Source organism: Streptomyces sp. NPDC002795, assembly GCF_042888725.1.
Lineage (GTDB): Bacteria > Actinomycetota > Actinomycetes > Streptomycetales > Streptomycetaceae > Streptomyces.
This window is the reverse complement of sequence record NZ_JBIAQB010000007.1, coordinates 20663-34455: the sequence shown is the minus strand read 5'-3', so window position 1 is coordinate 34455 and position 13793 is coordinate 20663. Positions and strand designations below refer to the sequence as shown.

Below are 13793 nucleotides of genomic sequence, written 5' to 3'. Positions count from 1 at the left end.
ATAGGAGTTGAGCCATGGCCCTCGACATCGCCGCGGTCCGCGCACAGATCCCCGCCCTGAAGTCCGGCACGGCCCGCTTCGACGCGCCGGGCGGCACCCAGACCCCGGGGCCGGTCATCGACGCCGTCGCCGCCGCGCTGACCGGGCCGCTGGCGAACCGGGGGCAGATGACGGAGGGCGAGCGCCGTGCCGACGGGATCGTCGTCGAGGCCCGTGCGGCGCTGGCCGATCTGCTCGGCACCACGCCAGGGACTGTCGCGTTCGGACGCAGCGCCACGCAGCTCGTCTACGACCTGTCCCGGACGCTCGCCAAGACCTGGCGCCCGGGCGACGAGGTGGTCGTCACCCGGCTCGACCACGATTCCAACATCCGCCCGTGGATCCAGGCGGCCGAGGCGGCGGGCGCCACCGTACGGTGGGCCGACTTCGACCCGGAGTCGGGGGAGCTGGGACCTGAGCACCTCAAGGCGGTGCTCTCGGAACGTACCCGCCTGGTGGCCGTGACCGCCGCGTCCAACCTGATAGGCACGCGTCCCGACCTGCCGGCCCTGGCCGCCCTCAGCCACGAAGTGGGCGGGCTGTTCCACGTGGACGCGGTGCACTACGCCTCGCATGCCGCGGTCGACCTGGCGGCGCTCGGCGCGGACACGCTGGTCTGCTCGCCCTACAAGTTCCTCGGACCGCACCTGGGCGTCCTCACCGGCCGCGCCGAGCTGCTCGAGTCGCTGCGCCCCGACAAGCTGCTGCCCTCCAGCGACGCCGTGCCCGAGCGCTTCGAACTGGGCACCCTTCCCTACGAGTTGCTGGCGGGAGCGAGCGCCGCCGTGGACTTCCTCGCGAACCTGGACGCGGGCGCCCGCGGCAGCCGCAGGGAGCGCCTCGTCGCCTCCTTCGCGGCCCTGGAGGAGCACGAGGACGCGCTGCGGCAGCACATGGAGCGCGGCCTCGCGGACCTCGGCGGCATCACCCGGTACTCGCGCGCGCAGCGGCGCACCCCGACCCTCCTGTTCACCGTCGAGGGCCGCAGCCCGGCCGAGATCTCCCGGCTCCTGGCCGACCACGGCATCGACGCCCCCGCCGGGTCCTTCTACGCGGTGGAGGCCTCGCGGCGGCTCGGCCTCGGGGACGCGGGCGGCGTCCGCGTGGGCCTCGCCCCCTACAGCAGCGCGGAGGACGTGGAGCGGCTGCTCGCCGCCCTGGAGGTCATCGTGTCCTGAGGCGTGCGCAGGCGTCGTTGAACGATCCACCGATACCAACGTTGTCTCGTTCCTGGAACTGCGCTTGAATTCGGCCGTGGCCATGGACGAACTCAACGCCCTCGCGGACGACCGCGCTCTGCTGGGACGCACCAGCACCGCGGAGCGCGTCGCGGACATCCTGCGGAACCGGATCGCGGAAGGCTACTTCCCGCCCGGCACGCGCCTGTCGGAGGACAGCATCGGAGGCGCCCTCGGAGTGTCGCGCAACACGCTCCGTGAGTCGTTCCGGCTGCTCACGCACGAGCGGCTGCTCGAACACCGGCTGAACCGCGGGGTCTTCGTCCGCGTCCTGAGCGTCGACGACGTCGAGGACATCTACCGGACGCGGCGCATGATCGAGTGCGCCGTCGTACGGTCCCTGGGAGACCCGCCGTACGCGCTCGACCGGGTCGCCGGAGCCGTCGCCGACGGACACCGGGCGGCCGAGCGGCGCGAGTGGAAGAGCGTCTCGACCGCCAACATCCACTTCCACCGCGAACTCGTCGCCCTGGCGCGCAGCGAGCGCACCGACGAACTGATGCGCAGCGTCCTCGCCGAGCTACGCCTCGCGTTCCACGTCGTGGACGACCCGCAGCGGCTCCACGAGCCGTACCTGGCGCGCAACCTGGAACTCGTGGAGATGCTGCGCGAGGGGCGCAGGGACACGGCTGAGACGCTGCTCGGCGAGTACCTCGACGACTCCCGCGAAGGGCTCGTCGAGGCGTACCGGCAGCGGATGCCGAAGGACGGGTAGCGGCCTTTCGCGGCTCGTCACGGGCGGGCCCGAAAGCCGTCGCATCTGCGCCGTTTCGACCGTTGTCAGACCCAGCGCATACCCTGTGCTCCGTGACTTCGCCTGCCAGCACGGAATCCGTTCCGCCCCAGCTCAGCGCGGGGCCGCGCCCCGCACCGGGCCCGGCCGCCGACGAAGGGCTCGCGCGCCGCCTTCGCGCGCTCGCGTGCACCGCGCCGCTGCACGATCTGGACGTGCGAAAGGCCAACCTCGCGGGCGAGTACTCGACGTACGGGATGGCGGAGGTGGCGCTGTCCGCCATCGACCTCGTCACACTGAACATGGACTTCGACACGGGCGCCGACCACGAGGAGATAGTGGCCAGGCTCCTGCCCCGCATCGCCGCGCAGGCCTCCCAGCGGCCCACCGCCGAGCACGAGCGGGTGGCCCGCTGGGTGCTGGAGAACCTGATCAACGTCGGCAGCGTGGACCGCGGCTTCCGCGCCGTGTACGGCACGTTCGCGCCGGACGGCTCCTACGTACGACGTGATTACGACTTCAAGCTGATCGAGGAAGTCCCCGGCTACGGAGGCAGCGTCTACCTCCGTACGACGGACGAGGCGGTGAACGTCCTGGTCGGCGCCCTCGACACGGACGTCACCAGCGCGCAGATCGCCGCCGAGGTCAAGCTGGAGGTACTGATCAGCCGCGGCCGCCTCGCGGACGCGCAGCTCGCCGCCGAGCAGGCCAGATATCGGACCGTGCAGTACTCGGAGACGCTCCGCAAGGCGCTGGACGCGACGCGGCGCAATGTGCGCGCCGTCGACTGGCTGCGGGCCGTGCCCGACATGATTGCCGAGGCGCTCGACCACGTAGCGGACCGCTACCGGCACGAGAACGCGATCCTGACGAACATCCGCAAGGCCCGTGACGAGTCGGAGGACCAGGAGCACAAGCGCCGCGCCGCCGAGCTCGTCGACATCGTCAAGGACTGCATCCGCCGTCACACGCAGCTGCAGTCGCGCCTCCTGGCGGCCGGTCCGCTGTTCCGCGCCGAGCAGGACCGCCAGGCCTTCACCGCGCCCTCCGCGCGCGCGGGCCTCGATCTGTACGGGCAGCTGCTCGCGCCGCTGCTGCCGCTTCCGGTGGAGAGCGCGACCAAGGCGACCGACGCCTTCTTCGCGCGCGGCACCGGGCTCCGTACGCCCGTGTCCGTCCGCGTCGGTGACCTGGTCGACATACTGCTCACGCCTCCCATGGAGCGCGAGCACCTCGGCGCGGAGATGCCCGAGCCGGACCTCATCGCCACACCGGACGACAGCCGGTTCAGCGAGGAGCAGCTCGCGGGCGCCATGGAGCTGCTCGACCTGCCCTCGGACGCGCCGCGCCGACTGTCCGGGCTGCTCGCCGACGCCCGCAAGCGCGACGCCGAACTGCCCTACCTGGTGGCCCTGTTGGCGGTTCACGCGGCGAGCCCGCCGGTCGGCACCGCCTACCGCCAGGGCGAGGAGAAGCTGCTGTTCGCCGTGGACGACGGCGCCGAGCTGGACGACCCGGAGTTCGGCGGAGCCGACCTCATCGTGGGCACGGCCCTGCTCGACGCGGTCGGGATGGCCGCGGACCGGACGGAGGCCGCGTGATGCCGACCCGCGTCCAGGGAGAACACGTAGAACCCACGAAGGAGCACCACTCGTGACCGAGTACGCCGAAGAGCACGCCGAACGGGGCGAGCCCGACGCTCCGGGCTCGGCCAGGGCCCAGGCGCCCGTCACCCCGGCCGATGCCGCCGACGCGGCACGGCTCGTCTCCTTCGGGCTCCAGCCGAAGCTGCAGCCCTCCCGTGACCAGGAGTACGGTGAGCTGCTGCGCCGCTACCGCGAGGACCCGCCCTTCGCACGGCTCGCCGACGCCGTGGCCACAGGGCTCGGCCTCGTCGTCCTGGAGGTGTCCCCGCGCGCGGGGATGGCCGTGACCGCCGCCGACGACTCCGTGTTCGCGGTCCGCATGGGCGACTACGCGCGCCGGACGGCCGCCGACTCCACCGACCGCTTCCTGCACGGCCTCGCGCATCTCGCGGTCGCCGCGCTCGCCTTCCCGCGCCCCGAGGACCTCGCCGACGACGGCTACATCGGCCGCGTGAGTGTCAACGGGGTGGACGCCTTCGTCCGTCAGGCCTGCCGCAAGCTGGAGGAGCGGGCCGAGGAGACCGGCGAGAACACCGACCCGGCGACCGAGGCCCCCGGGCTCGAAGCCGCCTGGCGGATCTGGGCCCGGCGCAGCTCCACGGGAGCCACCAAGGACACGCGCCGCCTCGCCAGTTCGACGACCGGCATCGTCGGCAAGGCCGTCGCGTTCCTCACCGACTCCGGCTTCCTGCAGAGAACCGGCGACGACTCGGGCGGCACGTACCGCACCACCGCCCGCTACCAGCTCCAGGTCCGCGACATGGCCGGCACGGCCGCCATGGCCGAACTCCTCGAACTCGGGGTCGTCCCCGTGACCGACGGGTCCGCGAGCCTGGTGCCGCCGATGGACGAGGACGGAGGCGAGCTCGCCGCCGACGCGGGCCTGCCGTTCCACTCCTGACCTTCTGAACTTCCGTACCTACCACGAGAGTCCGCCATGTACGAGCTGTCCCGCGTTCGCCTCTACTCCATCGGGCCCGCCGGTGCGCGCTACGCCGACACCGTGCTTGACCTGCGGGGTGTCGGCGAGCCCGTGCCCGACCCCGCGCCCACCCAGGCGGAGTTCTTCGAGGACGAGCCCGTCGGCCCGCCGCGCCGCCCGGCGCCCGCCGGTGTGCTCTTCCTGGAGAACGGCGGCGGCAAGTCGGTCCTGCTCAAGCTGATCTTCTCGGTCATGCTGCCCGGCCACCGGAACACGCTGGGCGGCGCCAGCTCCGGAGTGCTGCGCAAGTTCCTCCTCGCCGACGACTGCGGGCACGTCGCCCTGGAGTGGCAGCACACGCTCACCGGCGAGTGCCTCGTCGTCGGCAAGGTGAGCGAGTGGCGGGGGCGCCAGGTCTCCAACGACCCGCGGAAGTTCGCCGAGGCCTGGTACTCGTTCAGGCCGGGCCCCGGTCTGAGCCTCGACTCGCTGCCGGTCGCCGAGTCCAGTGCCGTACGTCCTGTGGGTGAGGGCGCCTCGGGCGCGCAGGGGCGGCGGCGCACCATGAAGGGCTTCCGTGACGCGCTGACGGAGGCGGGCAAGGCGTACCCGCACCTGGAGGTGCACTGGGAGGAGATCCACGACCGGTGGAACGAGCACCTGGGTGACCTGGGCCTCGACCCTGAACTCTTCCGCTACCAGCGGGAGATGAACGCGGACGAGGGCGAGGCCGCCGGCCTCTTCGCCGTCAAGAAGGACTCCGACTTCACCGACCTGCTGCTGCGTGCCGTGACCGACACGCGGGACACGGACGGCCTCGCCGACCTGGTCAGCGGATTCGGGAACAAGCTGGGACGGCGGGCCGAGCTGATCGCCGAGCGCGATTTCACCGCCGGCTCCGTCGACCTGCTCACTCGCATCGTGGAGGCCGCCGACGCACGGGCACGCGCGCGTGACATCCACACCGCATCCGAGCGCCGCACGCGCACGCTCGCCCGCCGCCTGTCCGCCCGCGCCGCCGTCGAGCGCGGCCGCACCGGGGAGCTGGCCCAGCAGGTCACCACCGCCGCGCACACCGTCACCGAGGCGGAGTCGGCGCGCGAGCGCAGCTCCCTGATCGCAGCCGAACTCGCCTACCGCCACGCCTCCTTGGCGCTCGCCGGTGCCGAGAAGGCCGCCGCCGCGCAGAAGCGCGAGCTGGCCGATGCGCGCAACCTCCACTCCGCCTGGCAGGCCGCCGAGGCCGTCCTGCGGCACCGCGCCGCCGCGGATCGCTCCGCGCGCGTGGCCGTCGCCATCCGTGAGGCCGAGCGCGACGCCGCCCCCGCCCTCGCGGCCCGCGCCAAGGCCGCGTCCGAACTCGTCCGGGCACTGCACGGCGCCGCCGGGCAGGCCGAGACGCACGCGAACGAGGAGGAGGAGCGCTCGGCCGTCCTCCAGGAGGCGGGCGAGACCGCGCACCGCGACGCCACGGCCGCGGCCACCGAGGCCCAGCGCGCCCGCAGTGAACTCGGGCACCTGCGCCAGCGGTTGACCGAGGTCGAGCAGGAGACCACCGAGGCCGTGCGCGCCGGGTGGATCGACGACAGCGCGCCCGACGCCGACCCGGCCCGCGCCGCGCTCGCCGCGGCCGACGCGGAGAAGACCACCGTCGCCGCGTGGGACACCGCGCGCGAGGCCGCCCGCCGAGCTTCCGAGCACGCGCGCGAGGCCGGCGCCGTCGAGTCGCGCGCCGAGCTGACGGCGGCCCGTGCCGCCGACGCCGCGAGCGCCGCGGAGCAGGCACACCAGGTGGAGGAGCTGGCCGCCGCCTCCCTCGCGGGGGAGGAGCGGCTGGCCGAACTGCTCGGTGTGGGCGGACAGTTCGAGGCCTCCGCATCCGCCTCCGCCTCCGTATCCGTATCCGTATCCGTATCCGGGGAAGGCGCGCAGGACGCGTCCGCCGCCGACCGCGGCCGGGCCGGTGGGGCCGACGGAACCGCAGAGGGCGCCCTCACCGCCGACGACCTGGACCGCGCCGCCGACGACCTGAAGGCGCTGCTCGACGACACCGTGACCACCGCCGAGCGGCAGTTGTTCGAACTCCGTACGGCCGCCGCCGACGACTCCCGGATCCTGGGCGCCCTGGGCGACGGCGGCCTGCTCCCGCCGGGCCCCGACGTGCTGGCCACCGTCGAGTTCCTCGGTGAGCACGGCATCCCGGCCCTGCCGGGCTGGCGCTACCTCGCCCAGTCCGTCGATCCGGCCGACCACGCGCGCGTGCTCGCCGCCCGGCCCGAGCTGGTCGACGGCGTCGTGATCACCGAGCCGGCGGCTCATGAACGGGCCCGGGAGGCGCTCGCCGGTGCGGCCCTGCTGCCCCGCTCCGCCGTCGCCGTCGGCACCGCCGCCGCGCTGCTGGCCCCTACCCCGTCCGAGAGCGCGTCCTCCACCAAGGACGCGGCCGTCTTCCTCGTACCGCCGAACCCGGCCATGCACGACGAGCACGCCGCCGACGAGGAGCGGCAGGCGCTGCGCGAGCGCGCCGCCCAGCGCGACGAGGACATCCGAACGCTCGCCGGGCGCCTTGCCAAGGACCGCGAACTGGCGGCGCGCCTCACCTCCTGGCGCTCCGGCTGCCCCACGGGCCGCCTCGGTGAACTCGCCGCCGCGGCCGGTGAAGCCCGTACGTTCGCCGAGGAGTCCGAGGCCGAGCTCGCCGAGGCCCGCACGCTGCGCGCCGAGGCCGACGAGTCCGCGGCCGAGACGACGCGCGTGCGCGACGAGCGCCAAGAGGCGGCGCAGAAGGCCCGCCGCGCCGCCGACGCGCTCGCCGGACTCGCGTTCCGCCTGCGCGAGCGCGCCGGCTGGCAGGTGAAGGTCCGCGAACTCGCCGACGAGGCCGTCGAGTCGGAGGCCCGCGCCCAGTCCTGCCTGGAGCACGCGCGTTCGGCCGACGAGGACCGCCGAGCCGCCCAGCGCTCCGCCGACGACGCCCGCCGCACCGCCCGCACCCTGCGCGCCGAGCGTGCCGAGATCGCCGGCGCCCCCGAGGACGTACCGGAGGGTGCGGCCCCTCAGGCGTCGCTGCCCGCGCTCCGCGAGGCATACCGGGCTGCGTCCCAGCTCTACGAAAAGGTGGGCGTCGGCGCCGACCTGAGGGCCGAGCAGGCCCGCGCCGAGTCCGACGAGTCCGCGGCGCTCGCCGACCTCGACCGGCTCAGCAACAAGGTGCGTACGCGCGCCGCCACCCTGCTGGAAACCTCCGAAGGCGCCGACGGCCCGTCCCGGCAGGCCGCCGCCGCCCGCGCCGATGAGCTCGTCCAGCTCCTGGAGACCCGCGCCTCCACCGCGAGCGAGCAGCTCGGCCGGCTGCGCGGCGAGGCCGAGCGGCACGCGCCCGAGGACGGCGACGCGCACACGGAGCTGCCCGAGGACCTCGTCCCGTCCGGCGCCGAACACGCGCAGAGCCTGCTGCGCACGGCCACCACCGAACTCGCCGTCCGCACCGACGCGTTGAGCACCGCCCGCGCCGCCCACGCCGAACTTCTTGACGCGCACCGTGCCGCCGAGGACGGGGCCGGGGGCTTCGACGAGACCGCGGCGCTCCTGCGCGACCTGCTGCGCGACCACGCGGACCCGTCGGAGGAGCAGGACGAGCCGGAGCCCTACCCCGGCGCCCTGGAGGAGGCCCGCCAGACGGCGGCCGAGACCAGGCGCTCGCTGCGCGGCTGCGCCGCCGACCTGTCCGCCGCCGAGGCGGCGGTCCGCGAGGCGAGCGACATCCTCGTACGGCACGCGAACTCGACGCGGTACGAGCAGGTGCGGACGCCCGCCCGCCAGCAGATCCGCGAACTGCCCGCGTCCGCCCTCCCCGAGCACGCACAGAAGTGGGCCGACGCGTTCGCCCCCCGACTGCGCGTCCTCACCGACGAGCTGGCCCAGCTGGAGCGCAACCGCGACTCGATCGTGGACCGGCTGCGCGGCCTCGTGGAGTCCTCGCTCGCCACTCTCCGCTCCGCCCAGCGCCTGTCACGGCTGCCCGAAGGACTCGGCGAGTGGTCCGGGCAGGAGTTCCTGCGGATCCGCTTCGAGGAGCCCGACCAGGCCACGCTGGTCGAGCGGCTCGGCGAGGTGATCGACGAGGCGACGAGCGCGGCCGTGAAGAAGAACTCCGACCTGCGCCGCGACGGCATGTCCCTGCTGCTGCGCGGCGTCAGCGCGGCACTCCAGCCCAAGGGCATCGCCGTCGAGATCCTGAAGCCGGACGCGGTGCTGCGCGCCGAGCGCGTCCCCGTCGGACAGATGGGCGACGTGTTCTCCGGCGGTCAGCTGCTGACCGCGGCCATCGCCCTGTACTGCACGATGGCCGCGCTGCGCTCCAACGACCGGGGCCGCGACAAGCACCGCCACGCGGGCACGCTGTTCCTCGACAATCCGATCGGCCGCGCCAACGCCACGTACCTGCTCGAACTGCAGCGCGCGGTGTCCGACGCGCTCGGTGTGCAACTCCTCTACACCACCGGCCTGTTCGACACGACGGCACTCGCCGAGTTCCCCCTCGTGATCCGGATGCGCAATGACGCGGACCTTCGGGCCGGCCTGAAGTACATCAGCGTGGAGGAACACCTGCGTCCGGGGCTGCCGCAGCAGGACCCCGAAGGCGAGACGGTGCACGGCGAGATCACGGCTACGCGCATGTACAAGCGGCCTGTTGAAGGCTGACGCCTGACCGTGCGGCGGGGTCGGCTCAGGAGTGGGTCAGCTGCCCGGCCCTACCGCGCCTGCGTATGTTGACCGAGTCGGGCCGCGCGACGCCGCGTCGCGACCTCGCGGCACGGCGTGCCTGGCGGCGCTCCTTGCGCAACTGCCGGGCCGTGCTGGCCGGGACCGAAATGACGCCGTGCCGCTGGTTCCACACCTGGCGCGTCACCCAGACGTCGAGGACGCCCCACGTCGCCACCACCGTGCTTCCCACGCTGCTGAGCACCATGGGGAAGGCCAGCCAGGAGTCGGTCAGCGTGCACAACACGGCGATCATGGACTGGATCAGGGTGAGCGCGACTATCAGGACGGCCCGCACCGCGGACGTCCGTACGGGATCGGGCATGCGGCGTCTCCGCGCCGGCTCATCGATCCACAGTCCGTTTCGCTCTGCCGTGCCCATCGCCACGTCACTCCCCACCGCTCGTGGGCCCTCAACGACCCTCAAGCCGATGCCCCCGCATCGGCACTGCACAGTGACTGCCCGAATTGCCGTGCTTCACGCCGTCGAGTCGCCCCTCCCTTGGTGAAGACGAACGGTGGGCCAGGAAGATTCCCCTTTCGGCGGACTCGCCTGCTCCGGGCGGGCGGTACACAGGATTCCGGCCAACTCTTCGACAGGACAGGCTGATTGTGATCGCCGGCGATGGTGGTCCAGAGCGGAGGGAATCTCCCGCAATACCGGACAACTCATGATGTCAGCACCACAGTTCACCCGGACATCATCCGGACAGGTCTTCGAGTTGCTCCTGTCTCAGTAGTAGGCTCGCGCCGTTTGTTGACGCACATGTGTGCCCCTGAAGGCAGAGGGGTCGATCTGGGGGAGGCCATGCGCTTTCGCGGGAAGTCCATCCGCCGGAAGATCGTGGCGTTGTTGCTGGTGCCGTTGCTGTCCCTGACAGCCATCTGGGCCTTCGCCACAGTGATCACGGGGCGCGCCGCCGTCCAGCTCATCTCCGCGGGCCAGGCGATCGACTCGGTCGCCTACCCGCTGGTCGCCACGAGCCGCACCCTGCAGGCGGAACGCCGCCAGACGCTCGTCTATCTCGCCGACCCCCGCGCCTCCGACGCCCAGTCGGCGCTGCGCGCCAAGCGGACCGCGGCCGACGAGTCGATCACCCGGATCAAGGAGAGGGTGCGCGACGGCGACGTCCGCGACGACCTGGACGGCGACGCCCGGGTCTCTCTCGACACCGCCGTCGAGGGTTTGGAAGGGATCGCGTCGCTTCGCCGGAACGTCGACGAAGGCACCGTGACCCGCGCCCAGGCCCTCGAGTTCTACAACCGCCTCGTCGCGCCGACGTACGACTTCCTGCTCGACCTCACGGCCCTCGACGACGCGAAGGTGGAACGCCAGGCGCGCGCCCTCGTCGGCGTACTGAAGGCACGCGAACTCCTGTCCCAGGAGGACGCCCTGGTCGGCTCGGGTCTCGTCGCCCGCCGGTTCACCCAGCAGGAACTGCGGCAGGTCTCCGACCTCGTCGCCCAGCGTTCCCTCCTCTACGAGAGCAATCTCGCGCTCCTGCCCGACTCCGAGCGCTCCCGCTATCAGCGGTACTGGAAGAGCCCGGACACCAACCCGCTGCGCACCGCGGAGGAAGCGCTCGTGAACGGCTCCTCGGGCACACCGAGGGGCGTCACCGCGCGGAGCTGGGACAAGGCCTCGCAGCCGGTGCTCGACGAGCTCGTCGACCGGGACACGGCCGCGACCGAGCGCTACCAGGACCGCGCCCGCCCGGAGGCCATCGACGTCCTGGCGCGGGCAGGGTTCGCAGGAGTGCTCGGTCTGCTCGCCCTGCTCGTCTCCCTGTACCTGTCCGTACGCATCGGCCGCGGGCTCGTCCGCGACCTGCGCCGGCTCCGTCTGGAGGCGCACGAGGCATCCGGTGTGCGGCTCCCCGGTGTGATGCGCCGACTCGCCGCCGGGGACGTGGTCGACGTGGAGACCGAGGCGCCGCGCCTCGAATACGACAAGGACGAGATCGGGCAGGTCGGTCAGGCGCTCAACACCTTGCAGCGATCCGCCGTCGAAGCCGCCGTCAAGCAGTCCGAGCTGCGCCGCGGCGTCTCCGAGGTGTTCGTCAACCTCGCCCGGCGCAGCCAGGTCCTGCTGCACAAGCAGCTGACCCTGCTCGACACGATGGAGCGCAGGACCGAGGACACCGACGAGCTCGCCGACCTGTTCCGCCTCGACCACCTCACCACCCGGATGCGCCGCCACGCGGAGGGCCTGGTGATCCTTTCCGGCGCCGCTCCGTCCCGGCAGTGGCGCAGACCCGTCCAGCTCATGGACATCGTGCGGGCAGCCGTCGCCGAGGTGGAGGACTACGAGCGCATCGAGGTGCGGCGGCTGCCGCGGATCGCCGTGACGGGTCCGGCCGTCGCCGACCTCACCCACCTCGTGGCCGAACTCCTGGAGAACGCCACGGTGTTCTCGCCTCCGCACACCGCCGTACAGGTGGTCGGCGAGCGCGTCGCGAACGGCTTCACCCTGGAGATCCACGACCGCGGACTCGGCATGGCCTCCGACGCGCTGCTCGACGCCAACCTGCGCCTGGCCGAGACACCGGAGTTCGAACTCTCCGACACCGACCGGCTCGGCCTGTTCGTGGTCAGCCGCCTCGCACAGCGGCAGAACATCCGCGTCTCCCTCCAGCCGTCGCCCTACGGCGGCACCACCGCGGTGGTCTTCATCCCGGACTCCCTGCTCACGGACGCCCCCGACACGGAGGGCGCCGGCTTCCGTCTCGACCGGCCCAACGCGCTGCGCCGCACGGCCCCGTCGGTGACCCAGGCGAAGCCGGGCACCGTGGCCGGACTGCCCGGTCTGCCGGCCTCTGTGCTCAACGGGCCGGTCGAGCTGGAAGCCCCGCTGACGACCTCCGACATGACCCAGTTCCCTGGAGCCCTGGGCGACGAGGACAGCGAGCGCGGCGGTCTTTTCCGCCACCGTCGTGCTGTGCCCGGGCCTCCCGGCGAACAGCACCAGCAGGCCGAGGACGACGGCACAGCGGCCGGCGGCACGGATACCTCCCGCCTCACGGGCGGCCCGCGCCGCTCCGGGGACCGCGACGCCCAGGAGCCAGCAGCCGGTCCGGAGGGACCGCTGCCGCTTCCGCGCCGACGCGTGCCCAAGCTCGTCAGTTCGCACGGCAGGCCTGTGACCCACAGCCGGCCCGACGCGGACGACCGCACTGCGCCCGAACCGGGCGAGCGGCACGACCGGGGCAACGGCGACGGACAGCGTGACACCCCGCCCGGCCTCCCCAGACGCCGCACCCGTGCGGTGGAGGAGACCACGGCCGCGCGCGCGGCCCCCGAGCCCGCAGCGGACGCCCCGCGGCCCGGCGCGCCCAGCACCACTCCCGGTGGCCTGCCCCGCCGCGTCCGGCAGGCCAACCTGGCCCCGCAGTTGAAGGACGGCCCGGACCTGCGCGGCGACAGCATGGCGCCGGCCGAAGACAGGACTCCCTCCGCACAGCCCGCCGACCGGGACGCCGACGAGGTGCGCAGCCGTATGGCTTCGCTCCAGCGCGGCTGGCGGCGTGGACGCGAGGAGAACACCGCGGGCGATGAGCGCGCCGACGGTACAGCACGAGGAACGAACTCTGAGGGGGACGGTCGATGACCGCGCCGAAGGCCAATGCGCAGACCACCAACGGTGTTGTCGGCGAGCTGAACTGGCTCCTTGACGACCTGGTCGAGCGTGTCGCCGGCATCCGCAAGGCGATGGTGCTCTCCGGCGACGGGCTGCCGACGGGCATCTCCGAGGGGCTCAGCCGCGAGGACAGCGAACACCTCGCCGCCGTGGCCTCCGGATTCCACAGCCTCGCCAAGGGGGTGGGGCGGCACTTCGACGCGGGCGGGGTCCGGCAGACGGTCGTCGAACTCGACGAGGCCTTCCTGTTCGTCACCGCGGCGGGGGACGGCAGCTGCCTCGCGGTGCTGTCCGACGCGGACTCCGACGTCGGCCTCGTCGCCTACGAGATGACCCTGCTGGTAAAGCGCGTCGGAGTGCACCTGGGGACGGCCCGGCGCACGGACCTGCCCGCCGGAGGGTAGTGGGTTGGCATGAGACCAGACGGTCAGGAGACGCATCACTGGTTCGACGACGACGCGGGTCCCGTCGTGCGCCCGTACGCCATGACGCGCGGCCGCACGAGCAGCGCGGCCCAGCACCGCCTCGACCTGATCGCGGTCGTCGTCGCCGAACAGTACGGAGGTGGCGTGGCGACGGACCAGACGCTGTCGCCGGAACACGTCGACATCGTCGAGCTCTGCCAGGACGCCCCGCAGTCCGTGGCCGAACTGGCCGCGGAACTCGATCTCCCGATAGGGGTGGTGCGCGTCCTCATCGGGGACCTCGTCGACGACGAACTGGTCCATGTCACGCGGCCGGTTCCACCGGCGGAGCTGCCCGACGCGAGTATTCTCCGCGACGTGATCGACGGCCTCAGAGCGCTCTGATCCGA

9 protein-coding genes are annotated in these 13793 nt (G+C 72.8%); 8 read left to right on the top strand and 1 reads right to left on the bottom strand.

The window, feature by feature from the left end; all coding sequences use genetic code 11:
* Positions 1 to 14: 14 nt before the first annotated feature.
* The 5 genes from ACFYWS_RS21535 (at position 15) to ACFYWS_RS21515 (ending at position 9282) form a co-directional block, all read left to right on the top strand.
* Complete coding sequence (locus ACFYWS_RS21535; protein WP_389278939.1) at positions 15 to 1217, top strand: cysteine desulfurase-like protein; 1203 nt, start codon at positions 15 to 17, stop codon at positions 1215 to 1217.
* An 82-nt stretch (positions 1218 to 1299) separates the two neighbouring features.
* On the top strand, positions 1300 to 1992 hold the full coding sequence (locus ACFYWS_RS21530; protein ID WP_389279796.1) for a GntR family transcriptional regulator: 693 nt from the start codon (positions 1300 to 1302) through the stop codon (positions 1990 to 1992).
* A 92-nt stretch (positions 1993 to 2084) separates the two neighbouring features.
* Entirely contained in the window at positions 2085 to 3611 is a 1527-nt protein-coding gene (locus ACFYWS_RS21525) for a hypothetical protein (protein WP_389278937.1), read from the top strand.
* Between the two features lie 52 nt (positions 3612 to 3663).
* A complete protein-coding gene (locus ACFYWS_RS21520) occupies positions 3664 to 4557 on the top strand; it encodes a hypothetical protein (RefSeq protein ID WP_389278935.1) in 894 nt (297 codons plus the stop codon).
* A 36-nt stretch (positions 4558 to 4593) separates the two neighbouring features.
* Positions 4594 to 9282: a hypothetical protein gene (locus ACFYWS_RS21515; protein WP_389278932.1), complete on the top strand. Its 4689-nt coding sequence runs from the start codon at positions 4594 to 4596 to the stop codon at positions 9280 to 9282.
* A 25-nt stretch (positions 9283 to 9307) separates the two neighbouring features.
* On the opposite strand, the gene ACFYWS_RS21510 is transcribed toward ACFYWS_RS21515, so the two are convergent.
* A complete protein-coding gene (locus ACFYWS_RS21510) occupies positions 9308 to 9742 on the bottom strand; it encodes a hypothetical protein (protein WP_389278930.1) in 435 nt (144 codons plus the stop codon).
* A gap of 408 nt (positions 9743 to 10150) precedes the next feature.
* Here ACFYWS_RS21510 and ACFYWS_RS21505 point away from each other — a divergent pair, with 408 nt between their 5' ends.
* From ACFYWS_RS21505 to ACFYWS_RS21495, 3 genes are read left to right on the top strand one after another with little or no spacing between them, the layout of a single operon-like run.
* Positions 10151 to 12949 (top strand): nitrate- and nitrite sensing domain-containing protein, encoded by a 2799-nt coding sequence (locus tag ACFYWS_RS21505; protein WP_389278928.1) that lies wholly within the window; start codon positions 10151 to 10153, stop codon positions 12947 to 12949.
* The gene (locus tag ACFYWS_RS21500) at positions 12946 to 13383 is read left to right on the top strand and encodes a roadblock/LC7 domain-containing protein (RefSeq protein WP_389278926.1); all 438 of its coding nucleotides are present in this window, start codon (positions 12946 to 12948) and stop codon (positions 13381 to 13383) included. Before ACFYWS_RS21505 ends, ACFYWS_RS21500 begins: the two co-directional genes overlap by 4 nt.
* A gap of 9 nt (positions 13384 to 13392) precedes the next feature.
* Positions 13393 to 13788, top strand: a complete 396-nt coding sequence (locus tag ACFYWS_RS21495; protein ID WP_389278924.1) for a DUF742 domain-containing protein — start codon at positions 13393 to 13395, stop codon at positions 13786 to 13788.
* Positions 13789 to 13793: the final 5 nt, after the last annotated feature.